This window comes from Hymenobacter arizonensis, from assembly GCF_900115775.1.
GTDB classification, from domain to species: Bacteria; Bacteroidota; Bacteroidia; order Cytophagales; family Hymenobacteraceae; genus Hymenobacter; species Hymenobacter arizonensis.
This window is the reverse complement of sequence record NZ_FOXS01000011.1, coordinates 50,722-70,909: the sequence shown is the minus strand read 5'-3', so window position 1 is coordinate 70,909 and position 20,188 is coordinate 50,722. Positions and strand designations below refer to the sequence as shown.

General features: G+C 61.6%; 22 protein-coding genes. 6 read left to right on the top strand and 16 right to left on the bottom strand.

Annotated elements, in window-relative coordinates; genetic code table 11:
- Window positions 1-17 precede the first annotated feature (17 nt).
- The 3 genes from BMZ66_RS24310 (at window position 18) to BMZ66_RS24300 (ending at window position 2,092) form a co-directional block, all read left to right on the top strand.
- Complete coding sequence (locus BMZ66_RS24310) at window positions 18-1,133, top strand: PDDEXK nuclease domain-containing protein (RefSeq protein WP_092678987.1); 1,116 nt, start codon at window positions 18-20, stop codon at window positions 1,131-1,133.
- 132 nt (window positions 1,134-1,265) lie between these two features.
- On the top strand, window positions 1,266-1,604 hold the full coding sequence (locus tag BMZ66_RS24305; protein ID WP_092678986.1) for an Imm32 family immunity protein: 339 nt from the start codon (window positions 1,266-1,268) through the stop codon (window positions 1,602-1,604).
- Between the two features lie 80 nt (window positions 1,605-1,684).
- Window positions 1,685-2,092 (top strand): hypothetical protein, encoded by a 408-nt coding sequence (locus tag BMZ66_RS24300; protein ID WP_092678985.1) that lies wholly within the window; start codon window positions 1,685-1,687, stop codon window positions 2,090-2,092.
- A gap of 130 nt (window positions 2,093-2,222) precedes the next feature.
- Here BMZ66_RS24300 and BMZ66_RS24295 read toward each other — a convergent pair whose 3' ends face one another.
- From BMZ66_RS24295 to BMZ66_RS24260, 8 genes are all read right to left on the bottom strand, one after another.
- Window positions 2,223-5,789: a M1 family aminopeptidase gene (locus BMZ66_RS24295; RefSeq protein ID WP_092678984.1), complete on the bottom strand. Its 3,567-nt coding sequence runs from the start codon at window positions 5,787-5,789 to the stop codon at window positions 2,223-2,225.
- A gap of 12 nt (window positions 5,790-5,801) precedes the next feature.
- Entirely contained in the window at window positions 5,802-6,698 is an 897-nt protein-coding gene (locus BMZ66_RS24290) for an ABC transporter ATP-binding protein (RefSeq protein ID WP_092678983.1), read from the bottom strand.
- Window positions 6,699-6,905: 207 nt separating this feature from the next.
- A complete protein-coding gene (locus tag BMZ66_RS24285; protein WP_092678982.1) occupies window positions 6,906-7,646 on the bottom strand; it encodes a LytR/AlgR family response regulator transcription factor in 741 nt (246 codons plus the stop codon).
- A 29-nt stretch (window positions 7,647-7,675) separates the two neighbouring features.
- Window positions 7,676-8,959 carry a sensor histidine kinase gene (locus BMZ66_RS24280; protein ID WP_092678981.1) on the bottom strand — a complete coding sequence of 428 codons (1,284 nt, stop codon included), beginning with the start codon at window positions 8,957-8,959 and terminating at the stop codon, window positions 7,676-7,678.
- Between the two features lie 567 nt (window positions 8,960-9,526).
- Window positions 9,527-10,645 carry a Fic family protein gene (locus BMZ66_RS24275; RefSeq protein WP_092678980.1) on the bottom strand — a complete coding sequence of 373 codons (1,119 nt, stop codon included), beginning with the start codon at window positions 10,643-10,645 and terminating at the stop codon, window positions 9,527-9,529.
- Window positions 10,646-10,698: 53 nt separating this feature from the next.
- Entirely contained in the window at window positions 10,699-11,313 is a 615-nt protein-coding gene (locus BMZ66_RS24270) for a recombinase family protein (protein WP_092678979.1), read from the bottom strand.
- Between the two features lie 180 nt (window positions 11,314-11,493).
- Window positions 11,494-12,327 (bottom strand): hypothetical protein, encoded by an 834-nt coding sequence (locus BMZ66_RS24265; protein WP_143080445.1) that lies wholly within the window; start codon window positions 12,325-12,327, stop codon window positions 11,494-11,496.
- A gap of 105 nt (window positions 12,328-12,432) precedes the next feature.
- Window positions 12,433-12,702 (bottom strand): DUF1294 domain-containing protein, encoded by a 270-nt coding sequence (locus BMZ66_RS24260; protein ID WP_092678977.1) that lies wholly within the window; start codon window positions 12,700-12,702, stop codon window positions 12,433-12,435.
- A 127-nt stretch (window positions 12,703-12,829) separates the two neighbouring features.
- Here BMZ66_RS24260 and BMZ66_RS24255 point away from each other — a divergent pair, with 127 nt between their 5' ends.
- Window positions 12,830-13,159 (top strand): hypothetical protein, encoded by a 330-nt coding sequence (locus BMZ66_RS24255; RefSeq protein WP_143080444.1) that lies wholly within the window; start codon window positions 12,830-12,832, stop codon window positions 13,157-13,159.
- A gap of 54 nt (window positions 13,160-13,213) precedes the next feature.
- Here the strand turns inward: BMZ66_RS24255 and BMZ66_RS25390 are convergent, their stop codons facing one another.
- The 8 genes from BMZ66_RS25390 to BMZ66_RS24215 form a co-directional block, all read right to left on the bottom strand.
- Window positions 13,214-13,450 (bottom strand): hypothetical protein, encoded by a 237-nt coding sequence (locus BMZ66_RS25390; RefSeq protein ID WP_143080443.1) that lies wholly within the window; start codon window positions 13,448-13,450, stop codon window positions 13,214-13,216.
- A gap of 635 nt (window positions 13,451-14,085) precedes the next feature.
- Window positions 14,086-14,709, bottom strand: coding sequence for a hypothetical protein (locus BMZ66_RS24245; protein WP_092678974.1), 624 nt, complete (start codon window positions 14,707-14,709; stop codon window positions 14,086-14,088).
- Window positions 14,710-14,871: 162 nt separating this feature from the next.
- Window positions 14,872-15,249 (bottom strand): TrbG/VirB9 family P-type conjugative transfer protein, encoded by a 378-nt coding sequence (locus BMZ66_RS24240; protein WP_143080442.1) that lies wholly within the window; start codon window positions 15,247-15,249, stop codon window positions 14,872-14,874.
- A 71-nt stretch (window positions 15,250-15,320) separates the two neighbouring features.
- The gene (locus BMZ66_RS24235; RefSeq protein WP_092678972.1) at window positions 15,321-16,442 is read right to left on the bottom strand and encodes a Fic family protein; all 1,122 of its coding nucleotides are present in this window, start codon (window positions 16,440-16,442) and stop codon (window positions 15,321-15,323) included.
- A gap of 217 nt (window positions 16,443-16,659) precedes the next feature.
- The gene (locus BMZ66_RS24230) at window positions 16,660-17,016 is read right to left on the bottom strand and encodes a hypothetical protein (protein ID WP_092678971.1); all 357 of its coding nucleotides are present in this window, start codon (window positions 17,014-17,016) and stop codon (window positions 16,660-16,662) included.
- Window positions 17,017-17,143: 127 nt separating this feature from the next.
- On the bottom strand, window positions 17,144-17,929 hold the full coding sequence (locus tag BMZ66_RS24225; protein ID WP_177204904.1) for a toxin-antitoxin system YwqK family antitoxin: 786 nt from the start codon (window positions 17,927-17,929) through the stop codon (window positions 17,144-17,146).
- Between the two features lie 124 nt (window positions 17,930-18,053).
- Window positions 18,054-18,578, bottom strand: coding sequence for a hypothetical protein (locus BMZ66_RS24220; RefSeq protein WP_092678969.1), 525 nt, complete (start codon window positions 18,576-18,578; stop codon window positions 18,054-18,056).
- A gap of 130 nt (window positions 18,579-18,708) precedes the next feature.
- The gene (locus BMZ66_RS24215; RefSeq protein WP_092678968.1) at window positions 18,709-19,095 is read right to left on the bottom strand and encodes a hypothetical protein; all 387 of its coding nucleotides are present in this window, start codon (window positions 19,093-19,095) and stop codon (window positions 18,709-18,711) included.
- A gap of 137 nt (window positions 19,096-19,232) precedes the next feature.
- Between BMZ66_RS24215 and BMZ66_RS24210 the strand changes: the two genes are divergently transcribed.
- Both BMZ66_RS24210 and BMZ66_RS25895 read left to right on the top strand, forming a co-directional pair.
- A complete protein-coding gene (locus BMZ66_RS24210) occupies window positions 19,233-19,754 on the top strand; it encodes a hypothetical protein (protein WP_092678967.1) in 522 nt (173 codons plus the stop codon).
- Between the two features lie 76 nt (window positions 19,755-19,830).
- A partial coding sequence (locus BMZ66_RS25895) for a hypothetical protein (protein WP_214607062.1) occupies window positions 19,831-20,188 on the top strand: 358 nt, incomplete at its 3' end.

Below are 20,188 nucleotides of genomic sequence, written 5' to 3'. Positions count from 1 at the left end.
CCGCGTAACTTGGTCCGATGGAAGAAACCACGCTTTCGCGGCTGGCGGAACAGATTGGTCAGCTGCACGCACAAACGCAACGGGCGGCGGCGCAACAGATCAACTACTGGCTGACGGTGCGCAACTGGCTCATCGGTTGGCACATTGCCGAGTACGAACAGGGCGGCAGCGACCGGGCCGAGTACGGCGACCGATTGCTGCCGGAGTTGGCGCGGCAGCTACGCGGCGTCAAGGGGCTCGCGGTGCAACGCCTCTACGACTGCCGGGCGTTCTACCGGGCGTATCCGACCATTCTCCAGACAGTGTCTGGAGAATTGCAACGGGCTGGTTTGCTGGGCACTGTTGATCTCCCAGCGCCGGTGGCACCGGAGCAACCGGTAGCGGCAGGTGTAATACTGGGCATTGCCCCTGACCTACTATTGACGCGGCTGAGCTTCTCACATTTTCTAGAATTGCTGGCCCTGGACCGGCCCTTACAGCGGGCGTTTTACGAGGTGCACGCGGTGAAAAACAGCTGGTCGGTGCGGGCGTTGAAGCGGGCCATTCACTCCGCGTTGTACGAGCGCACGGGGCTCTCCACCGACAAGGCCGCCGTGTTGGCCAGCCACGCCGACACCCAGCCGCTGGGGGTGGCCGATGTGGTGAAGAACCCGTACGTGCTGGAATTTCTGGGGCTGGACGAACGAACCAGTTACAGCGAGAGCGACTTGGAAGCGGCGATTATTGCACACCTGCAGACGTTTCTGGTGGAGCTGGGGCGGGGCTTCTGCTTCGAGGCCCGGCAAAAACGCATCACCTTCGACAACGAGCATTACTTTATTGACCTGGTGTTTTACCACCGCATTCTCAAGTGCCACGTGCTGGTGGACCTGAAGATTGGGGCGTTCAGCCACGCCGACGCGGGGCAGATGAACGTGTACCTGAACTACTACCGGGAGCAGGAGATGACCGAAGGCGACAACCCGCCGGTGGGGCTCATCCTGTGCGCGCAGAAGAACGACACGCTGGTGCGCTACGCGACCACGGGCCTGGCCGAGCAACTGTTCGTGAGCAAATACCAGATGAACCTGCCGTCGGAAGAGGAGCTGCAGCAGTTGGTGCGGGAGGAGCAAGAACGCCTGCGCAATACCTAAGAGCCGTTCGGAAGTCCAGCCCGGTGCGAAGACGCTTCCATTCCATTATCTCTCGCTTTTGCTATTCCGACGGTTTTCTTGAACGCTTCCTTTGTGGGTAATTCACTTCTACAAGCCCCCTGCCCCGCCGCTATGAAAGCGTATCAATCTGACATCACCGGCCATCTGGACCTCTTCGTGGGTAATCATGAGGAAGAGTTTGAAGGGGAAACGGAGAAGTGGCAAACCATTTTGATTCACGGCGACCCGGAGGGCCTCCGCTCGTTTGCCCAGTTGTTACTGCGACTGGCCGACACGGCGCAAGAGGCGCTACCAGCCCTGCCACTCGGAGCACGAGAACATGTTTCGCTGCGCCCGGACCTCGACCTTAGTCACAGTTCGGTGGAAGTCGTGGTTGGGCGACTCGACGCCAAAGGCACGGGGGCTTTTTATGACCGGTACGTAGCAAAAAAGCGACTACGGAAAAGATGACCCGAAACAAATCCTCGTTTTGCGATTCGGACCCTTTTCCTGCACCTAGTGCAGGGATTCTTTCCGCCATCTTCGCTGACATGAACCTCCGGCCGCTTTTAACGCTAACTATTGCCCCCCTCTTTTTGCTGGGCTGTGACTACTATGATGGTCGGCTGAAAATCGTCAACAAGACGCCTCAGGTGCTCGCGGCCGAAGTGTGTCCCGATACACTGCCGCGCTCTTCCTGCTTCAATCACCCCGCGTTTTATCAGCAAGCCCGCATTCGTCCGGATAGCACGTATTCGCCCCTGATGCCAGAGGCGAACGGCTGGGAGAAAGCGATCTTCCGCAGTCAGAATAACCAGCTGAATCTGTTCGTATTCCGCCTTGATTCGCTTGACAAGTACCAGTCGATCGATACGCTCATCGCCCGGAAAATGTACCGGCGCCTATCGCGCTCGAAGCAGCAGTTAATTAACGACAACTGGAGGATTACGATTCAGTAGCTACCCTTTTTCTGAACACTTAATAATGAAAACGTTTTAACATTAACAGCTCCTGCTGACAAGCCAATGCCGGCAGGAGCTGCGTATAGTTTACGCTCCATAAGTAGCGAAAAAAGCCTTAATGACTTGACTACCGGCTAATTTCTACGGCAGCGCGGCTGTTGTCCTCCGGCCGACGGTCCACAAGGAGTAAATCCGGGTCGATGACAGCTTTTTGTGGGACGGCGGACACGGTTATCTTCAGGACTTTGCGGGGCCCTATTACCAGTACCCGCTGCCGGTAAAGTACCTGGTTGGCGGCCCCGTACAGCGCTACGTCGATGTAATCGTGCAGCTGCGCTTCGGTTTCCTTGCCTAGCTGGTCGGCGTAGCGCTTATGGGCTTCCACCTGGATGATGGCCTGGTAGCGGCCATTGGGGAGCTTCTTGTAGGCAACTTCCTGCACCTGGTTATCATACAAGGTGATACGCTTGAGCTGGTCCTGCACAAAGTACTGGAGGGAGTCGGGAGCGGCTCGCATGATATAGCCGTACAAATCCTCGGAAGTGGGGTACGGGGCGGGGCGGCCCTGGTAGTCGCGCAGGAACTGCGCCAGCGCGCCATGGAGGCGTTGTTCGCCCAGGTAGCTGCGAAGCGAATACAGGGCCAGCGAGCCTTTGGCGTAGTGGATGTGGGGCTGGTCTTCGTTGTAGAGCAGGGGCAGCTCACGCACCTTCTCGGAAGCCCGGCCTCGCAGGTAGTAGTCGAGAGCGTAGCGCCGCAGCGTGAGCACCTTGGCCGGGCCGTAGAGACGTTCCAGCATCAGCACCGACAGGTATTCCGACACTGACTCCGACAGGAAGGTGGCGCCCTGCACGGCGGCGCCGGTGACCTGGTGGCCCCACCACTGGTGGGCCATTTCGTGGGCCACCACGCGGTAGGTGCGGTCCACGTCGTGGTCTTCGGAGCTGGGCTGGGCAATGAAGCCGAGGCCCTCGGAGTAGGGCATGGTGCCGGGAAAGGCCTGGGCAAACTGCTGGTAGCGCGGAAACTCGATGATGCGGGCCTGCTGCTGGGGGTAGGCCCCGAACTGCTGGCCGTAGTACGCCACCGAGGCGCGCATCGAGCGCATCATGCGGTCGAGGTTGTAGGGGTGGGCGGCGTGGTAGTAGATTTCCAGGTCCACGCCGTTCAGCTTTTCGCGCCGCACCTGGTAGCGGGCCGACGTGATGGAGTAGAAGTTAACGACCGGCGCGGCCAGGCGGTAGTGAAAGTAGCGGCGGCCTTTTGCCTGCCACTCCTTCAGTAACGTGCCGGGGGCCACGGCAGTCTGGTCGGAGCTGGTGCTCACGGTGGCCTCGAAGCGCAGGCGGTCGGCGTCGGTGGAAATGTAGGTATTGGCGTAGGCGGCGCGGTCGGTTTGCGGGGCCATGCGGGGCCGCTCGGGCAGGCCCAGCCTGGCGCGTTCGGTGGCGCTTTCCAGCTCCAGGTTGCGGGTGTAGCCGATGGTGGGCGCCAGCTCGAAGTTGTTGAGAAAGGTGCCGTTGCCGTTAATCAGGGGCCGTGATACCTTGTTTTCGAAGCCCCGGGCGCGGTAGTGGGCCGAGTAGCTCAGCACGAGCGAGTCGCCAGCGGCCAGCGCGGGCTGGAGCGCAAAGCTGCGAAAGCGCAGGCGCTCATCGTTGAGCACGGGCCGGGCGCCGGGGACAGTGAACTGGTAGTTTTCCAGGTAGCTGCCGTAGGACAGCAGCAGGGTGTCGAGCGGGCGGCTGGTTTTGTTAACGAGCGTCAACTGGCCTTGCACCTGCACGGCGCGGGCGGCGGGCTCCAGGTCGACTTGCAGGCTCACGGCCGTCACGCGGGGCTGCGGGGCATGCTCGTAGCGCTTGTACTGCTTTTCGTAATCGGCTTGTACCTGTTGCTCGCCGGCCGCCGTGGCGTAGTCGTTGCGTACGGTGGTGTTGTAGTAAATCCAGCCGCCCAGGCCCAGCCAGGCAAGCAGGCCGGTGGCCGCCATTACCCGCAGCACCGGGGTGAAGGCCTGCCGCAGCTGCGAACCGCTGAAGGCGCCGCCCACGGCCCGGCCCCGCACCCACAGCCCGGCGGTGAGGGCCACCAGCAGCAGCGTAAAGGCTGCCCAGTAAAGCTTAAACCACACGATGCTTTCCGCGAAAGGCCCGAAGCCGTTCATGTCAGAGTAGGTGAAGGCAGGCGTGTCGGCGAAGCGGAAGAGGTTGTTGTTCCAGTCCAGGGCTGCGCCGCTGATGCTTTGAAACAGGATGATGGCCACCGTCAGGCCATAGGCCAGGAACTTGTTGCGCAGCAGCACGTGCAAAAACACCGTGCCCACGGCCACCATCACGTAGCGGGTAAACTCGATGCCGAACACGGCCTTGCCGTACAGGCTCCACTCGAAGTTGGTGTAGCCTTGCAGGGCCTGCGCCGCCACGCACACCATCACCCCCACGCCCGTCAGCAGCGCCGCGATGACCACCAGGGTCAGCAGCTTGGCCACGTAGAGCACCCACGAAGGGCGCGGCGCGGCATCGAGGATGCCGTCGAGGCGGGCGTCCTGCTCTTTCCACACCAGCACCCCGCCGTAGTATACCAGCACGGCGATGACAAACAGCCCGTAGGTGCCGTTAATCAGGTCGAGCATGGTGTAGGTGACGGGGAGGAAGTGCCCGCCCTCCCGCTCCGAGGCCGTGGCCGCAATGCTAAGCAGGTTCACCACGCCCAGCCCGAGCAGTAGCCAGAACGGCACGCTCTTGAGAATGCCCAGCAAGTCCAGTTGGACCTGCTGCGTGAGCTGCACCAGGGCCGCGCCGCGGTCGTGCCGGGGCTGTACCCGGGGCCGGGGTGTGGGCGTCGAGGTCCGCGCCGGGGCCGGCGCGTCGGCCAGCCGGCGCTTTTTGGCGGTGCCGGTCGAGGTCGTGAAGGAGAACAGGCCGTGGGTCAGGCCCATCAGGGCGCCGGCAATGCCGAGCCACACCAGCCGGTTGGTGAGCAGCGGTCCGGCCAGGGCCAGCACCTGGGTATTTTTCTCCGATACCGTCCAGTACTTGGTCAGGGCGTGGAGGGTGCGCAGGCCGAAGGGGTCAAGCAGCAGCACGGAGGCTGGGGTTTCCAGGTTGGAGGTCATCAGGCCCACCAGCAGGAAGCCCACCAGCAGCCCCAGCGCTGCAATGAAGGCGTATACCGTGTTGCGCGTCAGCACCGTGAGGCAGTAGATGATGGCCCCGGCCAGCACTGCGTTGGGCACGATAAACAAACCAAAGGCCTGCAGGTAAGGCGCCAGCTGAAACGTACTCACCCGGGCGGGCTCGTTGAGCGGCGTGCCCAGCGCGATGGCCAGCAGCATGCTCAGCAAGGCCAGCACGGCCACTGCTACGCCGCCGGCGAAGCGCCCCCAGAGGTAGCCGGCTTTTTCGAGTGGCGCGGCGTACAGCACCGGCGCGTAACCGGAGCCGGAGTCGCGGGTGGCCGTGCTGGCCATGATGGCGGTGATGAACAGCAGGCACAGCATGGTCATGGCCCCGGCCCGGCTCAGGATGGCAAAGGGGGCGTTGACGTGCAGGTTGCGTAGGTCCTGGCCCATCTGCAGGTTGGGCCACAGCATGGCCAGAAACGTCATGCCGAAGGTAACGGCCAGGAAGATGTAGGTCAGCGGGTGCTTGCGCCAGGTGGCCAGCTCGAAGCGAAGGAAGGCAGTGAACATGAGCGGGCGGGCTTAGGCGTGAACGAGAGTTGACTGCACGGCTTTCCCCTGGATGGTGGAGAAAAACACGTCTTCGAGGCTGGGCTCCACGGCCTGGAAACCGGCGGCCCCCAGCTCGTCGCCCACCACGTGCAGCAGCGGCTGCCCGGCCAGCAGCTTGGTCGATATCACGGCGTATTCCTGCTGGTATTCGGCCAGCTCGGCTTTCTCGATGGTGCGCTCCCAGATGCGGCCTTTCAGCTCGTGCAGGGCGGCCTGGGGCTGCCCGGCAAACAGCACCTTGCCCTCGTTGATGATGGCCATGTTGCGGCACAGCTCGCGCACGTCGTCCACGATGTGCGTGCTCAGAATGACGATGATGTTCTCGCCGATTTCGCTCAGCAGGTTGTAGAAGCGGTTGCGCTCGCCGGGGTCGAGGCCGGCGGTGGGCTCGTCCACAATGATGAGCAGCGGGTTGCCAATGAGGGCCTGGGCAATGCCGAAGCGCTGCTTCATGCCGCCCGAAAACGTGCTGATGCTGCGCTTGCGCACGTCGTAAAGGTTGGTTTGCTCCAGCAGGGCCTTCACCGTGTCGCGCCGCTCGCCGCGGTGCACGATGCCCTTGACCACGGCCATGTGGTCGAGCAGGTCTTCGGCGCTCACCCGCGGGTACACCCCGAACTCCTGGGGCAGGTAGCCCAGTACCCGGCGCAAAGCCATTTGGTCGTGCAGCGCGTCGATGGCGTCGAGGTGGATGCTGCCGCTGTCGGGGGCCTGCAGCGTGGCGATGGTGCGCATCAGCGAGCTTTTGCCGGCGCCGTTGGGCCCGAGCAGGCCAAACATGCCCTGCGGAATGGTCAAACTCACGTTGTCGAGGGCCTTCACCCCGTTGGGGTAGGTTTTCGACAGATTTTTGATGGTCAGTTCCATGCGGGTCGGGGTATGAGGGTGGTGTCGTGGCAGTTGCCACGCGGTTTACTGGGACAAACATCCTCCGCTCCGGGCCACCCCGCAAGGTGAAATGAGTAAGTGGTCAGCCCCGGCGAGTATCCGGCAAACTTGACTTAGTTCTTCATCGCGAGAAAACTGGCGGTCCCGCGTCCGGCTTCGGGCAGAAATGGCCGAATGAATCTGACATCACGCCTGAAACCGCTTCATCAGTTCGTCCTTCTTGCGGCGCGACACTTCAATAATGGAGTCGTCGCTGAGCTGCACGTAACCGCCGCTGCCCTTGATGTAGCGCTTCACGTGGGCCGCGTTGATGAGGTGGGACTGGTGAATGCGGATGAAGCCGTAGTCGCTGAACAGCTCCTCGTATTCCTTTAGCGTGCGGCTGACCAGGATTTTCTCCTTGCCTTCCAGCACGAACAGCGTGTAGTTGTCGTCGGCCTGGCAGCGCACTACGCGGGCCACCTCCACCACTTCAAAGCCCTGCATGGTGGGCAGCACCACCTTGCCGGCCGGCCCGTTGCGCTCTCGCAGGTTGTCGTAAAACGTGTGCAGCTGCGCGGCCACGGGGGCCTGCTGGCGCTGGGCTTTGGCCACGGCCTCGCGCAGCTCGGCCACGCCCACGGGCTTGAGTAGGTAGTCAAGAGCGCAGAACTTGATGGCGCGCAGCGCATACCGGTCGTGAGCCGTGGTGAAGATGATGTCGAACGAGGCCGTGCCCAGCATATCGAGCAAGTCGAAACCCGACCCCAAGGGCATTTCTACGTCCAGAAACAGCAGGTCGGGCGTCTGTTCGCGCAGCAGTTGCAGGCCCGCTTCCGCCGAAGCCGCTTCGCCGATGATGGTCACGTCGGGGCAGTAGTGCTGCAGCAGGCCCCGCAGGGCCTCGCGGGTGTTGGTTTCGTCGTCGATGAGGATGGTGCGGGTCACGGTTAAATTGCAGAGCTAAGGGCGGAGAATCAGGAGTGCAGGCGCGGAATGCGCACCACGACGCGGGTGCCCTGGGGCGGGGAGTCGGCGCTGCCCAGGTCGGTGATGACGACGGAAATGGGGCGCCGCGCCTGCCGGTTGAGCAGCGCAATCCGCTCCTCCATGATGGCCGAGCCCCGGGACGGGTAGCCCGTGTGGTTGCCCGCCCGTCCGGCCGCGCGCAGGCGGCCCACGCCGTTATCCTGCACCATGGCCACGAGGTAATCGCCTTCCCGGGTCACGCGCACGTCGATATGGCCCCGGCCGGCATGGTGGGCTAAGCCGTGCCACACAGCATTTTCCACTAGGGGGTGCAGGAGCATGACGGGAATCTCCTCGTCCAGCAGGGCATCGTCGGCCGCTACTGCGTAAGTGAACTGCTGCTCAAAGCGCAGGGACTCCAGCTCCAAATAGCTGCACAGCATGCTCAGTTCGTCCCGCAGCGGGAGCAGCGGATGGCGCGACTGTTCCAGAATCAGCCGCATCAGCCCACCAAACCTGGTGAGGTAGTGCTGCGCGGCCTCGGCCTGGTGCCGCAGGATGTAGTTCTGAATGGACTGCAGGGAGTTGAAGATGAAATGGGGATTCATCTGGGCCAGCAGGGCCCGCTGCTCGGTTTGGGCCAGGCGCAGCCGCACCTGCTGCCCCCGGCGCCACTGCCAGCCACTCCACAGGCCGCCCCCCACCAATAGGAGCCCGCCCGCCGACCACCCCAGCCACTGCCAGCTAATAGGCTGCTCTTTCGGCAGGCGCCGGATGCCCGTATTGGTGACAAAAACCCAGTTGTGGGCATCTTCGCCGATAAACTGCACGGCTGTGCCTTGCAGGGCAGGCAACGGCACTAACTGACGACCAACGTAGCGCACTGCGCCGGCCCGGGTGCCCACCCAGAAGTCTCCGCTGGGGGAGGCATAGAGCGCCGTGATTTGCTTGCTGGGCAGTCCCTGCGCGTAGGTGATTTCCCGAAACCCCGCGCCATCGTACGCCAGCAGCCCTTCGCGGGTGCCCACCCATACCTGGCCGCTGGCGTCCTGGGCGAGCGCCGTAATGGTGTCGTTGCTCAATCCGTTTTGGGTGGTGAACTGGGTTTTCCTGGTACCCTCACGGAGCCAGAGGCCCCGCTTAGCGGCTTCCCATATCCTTCCCTGCTGGTCAACTAGACTTGCACCCCCGGCCGGCCATTCGCGCTCGTTCTGCCCGGTAACAGCAAGGGGGAGCAAGACCAGGAAAACCAGCCACGCCAGCCCGCGCAGTACCATCACGTATATGCCCATCGGCTAAAAGTAGGGAAATTAGGCGCAACCTGTTCTGCCGGAAAGCGCCATCGGCGCGGCAACAAAAAAAGCGGTGTACTCCTCGGCTACTTACATATAAGGCGGCGCCTCTTTGATTACCAGCGCACTTGATTTTGCGCGATGATAAATGCAGGCGATAAAGCAGGAAAGCTTGGCAGCAGCTGTTAGCGAAACCTGCGGTCATTGCGGGTAATGGCTGTGCCTCTCGCCAGGAACTGAACCCACGACCATCGGGGCCTTGTGCAAAGTGCTGCACAGGGTTCCCCTGATGCCGCTGCACCAATCGCGCGCTCGATTGGTGAAGGAAGCCGGTGTAGGGTTGCAGCTAAAGTCGTCGGGCCCCGTCATCTCGTGGTAATACCGGAACGCTCTTAAAAATAAACGAGCTTTCCAGATACCCTATCCTTGCGCTGCTGGTGAGCCTACGGTGAGCCGATTCGCCGCCAAAAGTGTATTTAGATGCCTGTAAGCGGCTTTTGAGGGGCCGCGCACGACTGCTGTGAGCCCATTGCGAGCCCTTTCCCCGTTCTCCAGACAGCCGGGGACTTACCAGGCTTCTGGTTCGGGCGCCAAGCGGTAGCTGGTGCTGCGCCCGCCGGCGCCTTCGTGCACCAGCACGCCCTTGGCCAGCAAGTCGGCAATGTCGCGGCCGGCCGTGTCCTGTGAACAATGGGCCATGCGCGCCCACTTGGCGGTGGTGAACTTGCCCTCGAAGCCGTCGAGCAGGCGCGTGAGCAGCTGCCGCTGCCGGTCGGTGAACGGAGTCGGCCGGTGGCGTTCCCAGAAGCGAGCCTTGGCCAGCACCTGCGCCAGCGTCTGCTCGGCCGCCTGCAAGGCCCGCCCCAGGCAGCCCAGAAACCAGTCGAGCCAGGGCGTCACGTCCAGGGGGCCACGCTGGCTGGCTTCGAGCAGGTCGTAATAGGCCTGGCGCTCGGCCTGGATTTGCGCCGACAGGCTGTAGCAGCGCTGGCCCGTGCCGTCGGCCCGGGCCAGTTGCAGGTCGGCAATGGCGCGGGCAATGCGGCCGTTGCCGTCGTCGAAGGGGTGAATCGTCACAAACCAGAAATGGGCCAGCCCTGCTTTGAGCACCGGGTCCAAGCCCTGCTCGGCGTTGAACCAGTTGAGGAACTGCTGCATCTGCGCGTCCAAGTCCTCGGCGGCGGGCGCGTCGTAGTGCACCCGTTCGCGGCCCAGCGGCCCAGACACGACCTGCATGGGCCCCGTGCGCCAGGCGCCCACCTGCAACGGGTAGAGCCCGCTGTAGCCCGTGGGGAACAAGGCCGCGTGCCAGCCGAACAGGCGTTCGGCCGTCAGCGGCTTCAGGGCCTGCTGGGTGGCGTCGAGGAGCATGGCCACCACGCCCTCCACCCGCCGGTCCGCGGGGGGCAGGGCGGCCTGTTCCAGCCCCAGGCGCCAGGCGATGGAGGAACGCACCGAGGCCGGGGGCAGCAGCTCGCCCTCGATTTCGCTGGACTTGAGCACGTCGAGCGTGAGCGTGCGTAGCGTGGCTTCGGCCCGCAGGTCCACGCCCAATGCTTCGAGCCGACCCAGCAGCCGGCCTTGTTGGTGGCGCACCGTGCCCAGCAGCGCTTCCAGGGCCGCCGGGTCCCAGGTGAAGGCCGGCCAGTCCGGACGTTGATGAATGTAAGGCCCTATTCTCCGCATAATGTGCGGCGAATATACCCGCTATTCTCCGCATCCGGTGACGCAGGGCCCCGTTACGTCCCAGGACTGGCCACGGGACTGGGCAAGGGTTGAGCGTGCAGGGCGACCCTGCGGTGGCGCAGGTACTTGTAGAAGGTGGCTTTGCAGATGCGCAGGCTCCGGGCCATGTCGTCGACGCTCAGCTCCTGGGCCTTGTAGAGTAGCTCGGCGGCGCGAGCCGTGCGCTGGGCTTCTTCCGACAAGCCCGGCTTGCGCCCGCCAACGCGGCCCCGGGCACGGGCGGCGGCCAGCCCGGCCAGGGTGCGCTCGCGGATAAGTTCGCGCTCGAACTCGGCCAGCGAGGCAAACAGGTTGAGCACGAGCCGCCCTTGGGCCGAGTGGGTGTTGATGGCGTCGGTCAGCGAAATCAAGCCGATGTCCCGGCGCTGCAGCTCGGCCACCAGGTCGAGCAGGTGTTTAAGGGAACGGCCCAACCGGTCGAGCTTGTAGATGTAGACCGTGTCGCCCGGGCGCACTTGCAAGAGGAGCTTGTCGAGTTCGACCCGGGCGGCCAAGGCACCGGAGGCTTTCTCTTGGTAGATGAGCTCGCAACCAGCCTGGGTCAGGGCGTCGAGTTGCAGTTCTAAATTCTGGTCGCGGGTCGAGACGCGGGCGTAGCCAATCTTCATGGGGTGGAGTTTACGGAACTCATCTCCTAACGGGGTTTCGTAAACTTTGACTGGTAGACGGGTTTCGTAAACTCAACAGGCGCCTTGGCGACGGGTCCACGCTCTTGCGGAACTTCGATCCCGTCTAATTTAGCGGTTCACCGAAAGGAGCATTTAAGTAAGCCTATTGACTCTTTGACGTTAGCGGTAGGCAATGGAATCCGCTAGGGCCGGTGCGGCACCGAAGTACAGCTGCTGGATGGCTCCGTCGCTTTCTTCCAACCGCTGGCGTTCCGTCGCGCTCAAGGCGAATTGCCGCTCGTCGATTTGGCCCTTGTACGGGGCCGAAACGTAGCGGCTGTCCCCGTTCTGCAGCCGCACCCGCAACAGGGTCTGGTACGCGCCACTGTACTTATCCATCAGAAACACGCCCATCTGGCCGGGGCGCAGCTTCAGCACCCACCGCCCGTTGCCGCAAAAGTCCGGCCCCTTGCTCTCAATAGGTCGCCATTGTCCGTTGCGGTCTTTGGCTTCTTGGATGGCAAAGACCCAGCGGTCCTTGCCATACAACAGCTTGCGGTGGCGCGACGTGTTGGCCACGTAGACCGGAAAGGTGCGCCGCGGCGGAAACAAGTGGGCATAGGGCCCGAAGTTGCCGGGCTTTTGATAGACCACGGACTGGCCATAATCGGCGGCAATTTCCAAGCCGTCGGTGCCCAAGGTGCTGCTGTCCTCCAACACGCGGTACCGCGCAAAGTCCGTGAGGTGTTCTTCCGGGCCCACGCGGTCGGGGTGCTCCAAGGCAATGCGGGAGGCGAAGGGAAAGCGGCCCACAAAAGGCGGGTTGACCCCTCGGATGCGCTCGGCTGCGATAAGGGCCGGCACGGGCGTTTGCCGTTTTGGCGGGGCAATCACCGGAAGGGCAAACAGGGCCGTGGGGCTGGAGGCCGCCGGCCGGTTTTGCTGGCACCCCGCGCCCACCAGCGTACTCAAGCCAACGAGAAGACGGCAGACGGGCATTCGGGCGAGCAGCATGAGCAGGGGATTGTAGCCGGAAGGTACACCCGCTAACGCGCAACGGAGTTGTAGCGGCATGACTGGGGCGTTCAGCAAAACGGTCCCGCCGTAAACGTGCGCTGTTCAGCTGAAGGAAAGCCACGCGAAATAGAGCACCGCCCCTTGGAGCAGCGTCAGCGCCAGGGTCACGCCCCAGAACGCCGCTTTGCGGGTTTTATGGTGCAGCAGCCACATCGCCGCCCACGCACCGGGGGCGGCGCCCGGCAGCGTCGCCCAGTGCAGTGTCGTTTCGGCAAGGCGCCGCTGGCCGCGTTGGGCGTTGCGTTTGTCCCAGGCGAAGAGCCCGAAACACAGCAGATTGACCAACAACAGGCCGCTCCAGACTATTTTCATCGTGCCCGCAAGTTATCGAACGGCGTTCCAGGAAACAGTCGAAAAGGCAAAAGAGGGTGATTCCAGGTATACCTTCACTTTTACTTGGTCGGCGGGGTATCCCCAGCCTCCCGGTGTTCACCTCTCCATGTCCTCGGAACTCACCGCCGCCGACGTCTTCAATGCCGTGGCCATCCTCGAGGATGACCACACCGAGCTCTGGTTCCTGGTCGCCGAACTGCAGAAGGCCCACCCGGGGGCATCGTTGGCCCACCTGAACAGCTTAGCCCAGCAGCTGGTCGTCACCTTACTGCGCGAGCACCGGGTGCAACTCTTCGACCCGTTCACCGAACAACCCGTGCCGTTGCCTGCTGCGCAAGTAGGGGCGTTAGTGGACGACTTGTTCCGCACCCTAGGCCGAGTCCCCGACATCGGCGATGGCATGTGGTTAGGAATACCGATTCAAAGTGAGATTTGAGTTCATTCAAAGGGTGGTGCCTTGAACGCGCTCCGTTCAAAGTAAGGAGCGTTATCAGCTATTGCCGAACGTACTGCCGTCGCGGGAGATGAAAGCTAAAAAGTACCGGCACGCTTCGTCCTCCGTGGTAAAATTGCGCACGTTGTACTTCTTGCCGCGTTCGGTGTAATACACTTCCCACCCGTCTACGGTGCGGTTGAGCGTCACCGTATCGTCCAGCATTCCCCCGGCCAGGTACCAACCGTGGTGGCCACCAGCTATAAGTTCTTTCTCTAAAGCAGCGATGTCCATCTGATATTGGTTTAGCGAAACGGTACTGCCGTAAACTTGCTTCGTTCAAGGGAAGGAGAGATTATTTGACTCGCTCCAAACCCCTGCACCACCAGCGGGACCAAGCTCGATGCTCATAGGCCGAGCTTAATTGCCAGCCGCCCTCCAGCCATTCCGGGTCCGTTGCTAACGTACTTAACCTTAGATTGTAAGTTGAGCCATTCTGGTAGATGGCTTCCCCTTGTTCTCGGGCGCAGGGAATAACCACGAGGACTGTATCTCGGCCCGGCAGGAGCCGGAACTGCAGCACGGTGGCCGATTTGGAGTAGCCGCAATAGGGCCCAATCCGGGCCGGCGTAAAGTCGGTGAGCTGTGCTCGCACCATTTGCGCGCACGCCACGCTGGGCCATAGAAAGCAGAAGAGCAACACGTGTTTCATCGAAGGGCGAAAGCGCAGCCTATGCCGCAACGCAAGCTATGAATGGTTCATTCAAACGGTGGTGGCTGTTGCAAAACTCCTTGATTGGCCTCTCAAACTGGGTAGTGGCGTTCGTAGCGGCCTAAAAACGGTGCTTTTCGGGCCTGGTTCTCTCGTTTGCACGCGCTTGGGCGGCTGTTCTGGTCCTTGCGTTGACTTCTGCAACAGCCACGGTGATTCAAGCAATGCAGGGAAACTGCGGAAGCCTATATCCAATGCCGACGCCGTAAATGGCGCTTTGTCCGGCTTTATTGAGGTCCACGAACTTGACCTTTCCACTTAACAGGAGCTGGGCGGTCAGCGCGTATTCGTATTCTACCAACACATTAAAGCCGTAGTTCAAGGCCTCTTCCTGCCGCCATTTGAGCTGCACATCGGTCACCTCCCCCGTGGCCACGTTGACCGTGTAGCGGCCCCCGTCCAGCAGCTCGTCCTGCCGGTACCAGAGCGAGGGCCCGGCGCCCAGCCGCAGGGCGTGGCGGGCGTGTTTCAAAAAGTCGAAGGCCAGCGTGACGTCCGCCGAAATCCGCTCCCGGCGTTTGCCATACACGTAATAATGGTTGGTGTTGGCCAGGTACCGCTTGTTGAGCACGTTCAGGTAGCCCAGGTTGGCCCCCACGACCAGCCGGTCGTTGCGAAAATGGCGGCTGTAATTGAGCAAGCCGCGGTTGCCGATGGCATCCGGGGCGTCCAAGCCGACGCGTTCAAACCCAATGCCAAGCGAGTGCCGGTGGGTGGGGGTCTGGGCGTGCGCGCCGAAACCGAGCAGCAGGCCAAACAACAGGGAAAGAGTAGTTTTCATCAAGCACGGAATACCCACCATAGCTGGTCTAAAAGGCTACAAGATGAGAACCGGCAGACGAGCTTCCTACACTGCAGATTTACTATTCCTCCATAATGTGATGCCTGCAGCCTATTTCGCCAAATCCACGTTCAGGAAAACGGTCCCGAGGTAAACGAGCCTTTATTTGATGGAGGTGTTTTTGCTTTGCCAGTACCGCGCGTACTCCTCGGCTAACATGCCGCCTGCGACAAAGCGGTCCGGCGACGCGCCGTAGGTCTGCACGGCATACGCGACGGCTTCCTCAACCGAATCAAAGGCAGTATTCTCCTCGGCATCGGGGTCCAACAGGGAGAACTCGGGCACGTGCTGCCAGTCTTCATCGCCTTCATCAAACGACTCCATGTACGTGACGCTATACTGGTGGCGGTCCTCTTGCGCCAGGTACAGCCATTTAATCACCGTATACTCGCCTTCGTCGGCATGGCCCAGCCATTGTTCGGCTTCCTTGCCCAGGTGAAGCCGGGCCTGTAATTCCAAGCGGGAGAGATATAACGCCATGGGAGCGGAAGAGGAATAGACGTTCAAATAAACGGTCGAGAAAGCAGACTGAAGAACTTTTCGTTCTCCAATTACTCGCTCAAAATGCGATTCAACTCCAGATTCAGGTAGTAATGATGCCCAGAAATTACCTTTTTGCCGAGTACCCCCATGTCCACCAACTGATTGAGGTACTTGCGGGCCGTGTTCTCCACGTACAGGCGTTCGTCGGTCAGGTGCTTGACTTTGGTGAACGGTTGGGTGAAGAGGCTGTTGACCAACTGCTCGGGCCGCTCGATGGCCGTGTCCGCGACGAGGGCCTGCAGAATGGCGTCTTTGGCGGCCACCAAGTCGTTGATTTTGTCATACGTCAGGTTGGCTGTTGTTTCGACCGCCCGCAGCATGTACAAAATCCACGATTTCCAGTCCCCGCGCTGCGACACGCCGGCCAGGAAGGCATAGTACTCGGCCTTGTGGTCCATGATGTAGCGGCTTAGAAACAGAATGGGGTAATCCAATAGCCCTTTGTGGGTCAGGTAGTGGATGTTGAACACCCGGCCCGTGCGGCCGTTGCCGTCGCGAAACGGGTGAATGGCTTCGAATTGAAAGTGGCCAATGGCCATCTTCAGCACCGGGTCCAGGGGGTAGCGCGCGTCGTCGTTCATGAACGCAAGCAGGTTGGCCAGCTTGGCCTCCAGGAGGCCCTTGCCCCGCGGGGGCGTGTACGCGGCCTTGCCCGCATTGGGCCCGGAACCGCCTTGCTTGATGTAGATCTGCGCCACCGGCGGCCGCAGGCCGTCCGTGGCCTGCGTGATCTGCCGGTACATTTGCGGGAAGTACTCCAGGTCAAAGGCTGGGCGCTGTTGCAGGTACTCGTGTCCGTGCCACAGGGCCTCCCGGTAGCGCAGCACTTCCTTGGCCGCGCCTTCAACCCCCGTCGTGGCCTGCTCGCTGTAGGCTTTGTAGAGTTCGTCGTCGGTGGTGAAAATGTTCTCGATGGCGCTGGAGGCCTTGGCTTCCTGCAGGCTGATGCTGTTGATCAGCAACCCTTGGTTGGGAATGACCGCGCTGCGGCCTTGCAGCCGGCCTAACGCGGCCCGGGCCTTCACCAACTGGCTCAGGATTTCGACGGTTTCCACCAGCTCCGGGGCCAGGGGCAATTCCGGCAGCGCATTCCAGGGGGTGTTGCGGTCCGGGTTAATGGGATAGCTCATCTACGCGTATTCGGGAGCCAAGTGGCCCACGGCAAGCACAAACCTACCGCTTGCCGTGTAGACATTACAAGTGCTGCGTATTTAATGTCTACTCCGAATTGGACCTCATCATTTATCCATCCCAGCAGACCAGACATTAAAATAACAGCCCTTTTAATGTTTGTAGCCAATTTGGTCTCATCTTGTTTAAAAAAAGGAGCCTTTAAGCAGGCCCTGGCTACTCGTTTCTATGGGGGCGGTTATACGCTGGGGCATCGAGTGCATAATCGACGACGAGACTATCCCCTACATGCAGAGCTGGGTCTTGGGAATTGCCTTCAAACCATTGTCCATTCACCTGGAACCGGTAGGAATAGGCGAACTGCTGCGACACGGGGCTATTGCCCAAGTAGTTTTTCTTGTCAATCACCACCGCCTTGGTGGTAGTGGTGCTCCCTTCCAATCCCTTTGTTATCTGGTTCCCTTGCTCACAGGTGCGAAGCACATAGGCCAGCGTCAGCAGGATGACCACTATGCCCAACCAACCCGAAACGTCCACCGAGGCCCCACGGGAGTTTTTTTTGTTTGTTGTCAAAGTGGATGAAGTAATGCTTATCTAGAATCGAAGCTAATAAACCGAGTGGGCTAAGCTGATTCCTGTGGTAGTGCTAGTTCACCAAAAGGGTCGTGGCCTAAACTTACTGCGTTCCGAAAAACGAGCGTTATTCTGCGTCACTCGCGGGATGCACCCAAAAGGTCTGCCGAAAATCGTACCGGTCGGTCCAGACGGTGTCGCTTCCCTTGCGGGCCCACTTGTTGCGCACCACGCCCGTGACGACGTGCGGGCCGGGGGCGGGCCGGCGGAGGAGGAACCGGGTGCGGGCGTACATGCCCTTGGTGCTGTCTATCCCGGCGACGGGGCGCAGAATTTTCACGCTCACCACATCGGAGCGCCGGTTGCCCAGCACCACTTCGAAGGCGTAATCCTGACCTTCGGGAATCGTGTCGCGGTCCGACAGCACCAAGGGGCGGGTGTAGCCGCGGTCCCGCAGGCCGGAAGGGCTCCACACCCCGTAATCGATTTTGCGCCCCTGGCCATCGTAGACAATCATCTGCCGGAGTTCGCCGTTGGGGTGGTACAGGAACGCCGTGTCCGCGTAAACGCTGCCATATAGTTTCGCTTCGTACTTCAGCTGCCCGGTCGGATAGTAGTGCCGCAACAGCCCGAACGTTTTGTCGTTTCTAAAATGCTCCTCGGACTCTAGTTGCCCACTGGGATAATACCTTTGGGCCACCCCGGTGACGTGGCTTTTACGGTACGGCGTCACCCCTTTGACGGCGCCGTTGGAATGGAATGTTTTTACCTCGCCGTCGTACAAGCCTTGCGCATCGAGCGGCGCGCGGTACCTCACCTCCCCGCCCGGGTAGTACCCGACCTCCTCGCGGGGACCGCAGGCAGGCAGCAGCAACGCGAAGAGGCGGCCTAAAATGCTGAGAGTCCTTCGCACGCCTCGGTTTTTTTGTTTCTGGGGTGGTGTTGTGCCCACTGCAGGCCCTTAGCAAAGGTAAAGTGGTTAACAGGCTATTTATCCAAACGGTGGTTCACTGAAAGGAGGGTCACGCTCTGCTTGGCTAGGGAGGGGACGGGCGCACCCCATGCGAAGTGGTGCCGTCGGCATCGCGCCGGCCGGTGGCCGACAAGCGCCCGCAGTTGCGCGGCGTGAGCCACGCCACCTGCGTCGCGGGCGCCTCGGCGTTGACAAATCCCACCCAGTCGACGAGGCGGGAAAACACGCAGTACGCCGTGTAGCGGCCCTCTTTGACGAACAGCAAGGTGGCCGTCCCTTCGTTGTATTCTTGGTCCGCCACGGCCCCCCGGACGGCCCAATAGTTGTCCACGGGCAAGGACCGGATGAAGGCGGGCTCCTTGTACGCCACCACCACCAGGGCCGAGTCCCATTCCGTGCCCAGGCCCTGGCAGAGGCGGCTGTCGGCGAAGCGCAGGACGCCTGCGGGCCGCCGGGCCGCCGGGACCGGCAGCAGCTGCGCCGGGGCGTAGGTGGTGACCGGGGTGGAGCAGCCGGCCAGGCCGCTGGCCAAGGCGCCGCACAGCGCCCAGGCGGCCCGGCCGGCGGCGAGCGCAGCAAAAGGGTTCATCTCGGCAAGATACAGGGCTTTGGGCGAGCGCGGAGGCAACCCAATTGCTCCTGTTTACTAAAACGGTGGTGCGCTAAACTGCTCCGTTCAGTTGAAGGAGAATACAGACAAAAAGGCAAATTCTCCTCTCTTAATGGTAGGGCCAAAGCTTTCCCCCGGTAGGCACATAGCTTATGCTTCCAGCGGCCACAAAGAAGAACAGGTTGTCTTCGTTGTGCAGTTGAAAGAGCGTGTTTCCGGTTTCGACGCCGAAGCGGACGTTGACCTCTATGCACGCGGGCACCGGGATAATGGAAAGCCACGGCAACAGCGTTTCGATGCGAAACGAGCTGTTCAGCGACACCGTGAAAACGTCCTCAAAGACTACCTGGAAGTCATATGAATATGTCAAGTCTTCGCCCACCACCACCGTTAACCGGTTATTGGCAAAGGAGTGAATGTCCGCTTCCAGGTGGAAAGAGGCCTTCACCCGGGCGTTAATCAAGTCGAGGGTAACGCCAACAGAATGGTCATCCATATACAGGCCTGTATCAGTTAATAACCTGCAAAGTAGGAACTGCGCTATCTGTTCAGGAAAACGGTAGCAAGGTAAACGGCTCTGTTCAGATGAAGGAACGTTCTTGCAAGAAGATAATCCTCTTTACTTAGTCTTCCATGCGCGCTCTCCCTATTTCCCTGCTGCTCGCCGCCTCTTTGGGGCTGAGCCACTGTATGCCCCCCGACGCCGAAACCCCGCCGGTGGCTGCGGTCCCCTTGGCGCACACGAGCTCTTCTTCCGGGGTGTCCACGGGCGGCGTGGGCCCGGACCCCGCCCAGCGGTCCGTTCCGCTCCACGACATCCTGGCCGGGGATACGGCCTATGCCGCGACCCTGCCGGTGCTACGCGACGCCGACGGCACGATTCGCTTGCGCGTGGCGGTCAACTCGCGCGCCCACACCCTGGAGCAAACCAGCCTCCTCTTCGTCCCGCTCGCCCCGGGCGTGCGCTACCAGCAAATAGGCCGGGGCGTAGGCCGCTACGATGTCAAAATGGGCCGTTACTACTTCAGCGTGGGCTACCAAAAAATACGCAAGCGCGACGACGGGCGCACCGACTCGGGCGACTGGCAGGAAATCACCGGGTGGGTGCACCCCGGCACGAACGCCGCCGCCGTGGCTCAGGCCGTGGCCCGGTAAGGCTTGTTCAGTAAAACGGTCAAAAGGGTAATTCACCGCAATGTCTTACTTTGTCGCGGGTTGAAACCAAAAGCGCATGCACCAAGTCAAAGACTATCCGTGGGGCCTGGTCATCGCCGATGACCGGGCGGGCATTCCGGCGACTTGCACGGTGCCGCTCGACGGCGACGAGTTGGTCGTGGACGTGGAGGCCCTGCTGGCCACGCACTGGGCGGGCGGCAACGAGGGGGCCGGCCGGGAAGTGCTGCAGCGCTTCGTGCCCCTGGGTCAGTACACCAAAGCCCCCTGCGGCGGGTTCGTCAACTGCTTCCGCGTGCGCAGTGCGCGCGGGAGGACCTACTACCTCTATTCGGGGGTGAACGAGGTGTCCAACTCCTGTTTCGTGGCGACGCTGCACAGCGTGTGGGAAGACGAAGACTTGGGGAATAAGCCGC

Coding starts and splice junctions, on each gene's coding strand:
- BMZ66_RS24235 (WP_092678972.1), bottom strand. CDS start 16,442: ATGAGCTATCCCATTAACCCGGACCGCAACACCCCCTGGAATGCGCTG.
- BMZ66_RS24295 (WP_092678984.1), bottom strand. CDS start 5,789: ATGTTCACTGCCTTCCTTCGCTTCGAGCTGGCCACCTGGCGCAAGCAC.
- BMZ66_RS24220 (WP_092678969.1), bottom strand. CDS start 18,578: ATGAACCCTTTTGCTGCGCTCGCCGCCGGCCGGGCCGCCTGGGCGCTG.
- BMZ66_RS24305 (WP_092678986.1), top strand. CDS start 1,266: ATGAAAGCGTATCAATCTGACATCACCGGCCATCTGGACCTCTTCGTG.
- BMZ66_RS24265 (WP_143080445.1), bottom strand. CDS start 12,327: ATGCTGCTCGCCCGAATGCCCGTCTGCCGTCTTCTCGTTGGCTTGAGT.
- BMZ66_RS25390 (WP_143080443.1), bottom strand. CDS start 13,450: ATGGACATCGCTGCTTTAGAGAAAGAACTTATAGCTGGTGGCCACCAC.
- BMZ66_RS24280 (WP_092678981.1), bottom strand. CDS start 8,959: ATGGGCATATACGTGATGGTACTGCGCGGGCTGGCGTGGCTGGTTTTC.
- BMZ66_RS24215 (WP_092678968.1), bottom strand. CDS start 19,095: ATGGATGACCATTCTGTTGGCGTTACCCTCGACTTGATTAACGCCCGG.
- BMZ66_RS24290 (WP_092678983.1), bottom strand. CDS start 6,698: ATGGAACTGACCATCAAAAATCTGTCGAAAACCTACCCCAACGGGGTG.
- BMZ66_RS24300 (WP_092678985.1), top strand. CDS start 1,685: ATGAACCTCCGGCCGCTTTTAACGCTAACTATTGCCCCCCTCTTTTTG.
- BMZ66_RS24310 (WP_092678987.1), top strand. CDS start 18: ATGGAAGAAACCACGCTTTCGCGGCTGGCGGAACAGATTGGTCAGCTG.
- BMZ66_RS24270 (WP_092678979.1), bottom strand. CDS start 11,313: ATGAAGATTGGCTACGCCCGCGTCTCGACCCGCGACCAGAATTTAGAA.
- BMZ66_RS24260 (WP_092678977.1), bottom strand. CDS start 12,702: ATGAAAATAGTCTGGAGCGGCCTGTTGTTGGTCAATCTGCTGTGTTTC.
- BMZ66_RS24245 (WP_092678974.1), bottom strand. CDS start 14,709: ATGAAAACTACTCTTTCCCTGTTGTTTGGCCTGCTGCTCGGTTTCGGC.
- BMZ66_RS24240 (WP_143080442.1), bottom strand. CDS start 15,249: ATGGCGTTATATCTCTCCCGCTTGGAATTACAGGCCCGGCTTCACCTG.
- BMZ66_RS24255 (WP_143080444.1), top strand. CDS start 12,830: ATGTCCTCGGAACTCACCGCCGCCGACGTCTTCAATGCCGTGGCCATC.
- BMZ66_RS24275 (WP_092678980.1), bottom strand. CDS start 10,645: ATGCGGAGAATAGGGCCTTACATTCATCAACGTCCGGACTGGCCGGCC.
- BMZ66_RS24210 (WP_092678967.1), top strand. CDS start 19,233: ATGCGCGCTCTCCCTATTTCCCTGCTGCTCGCCGCCTCTTTGGGGCTG.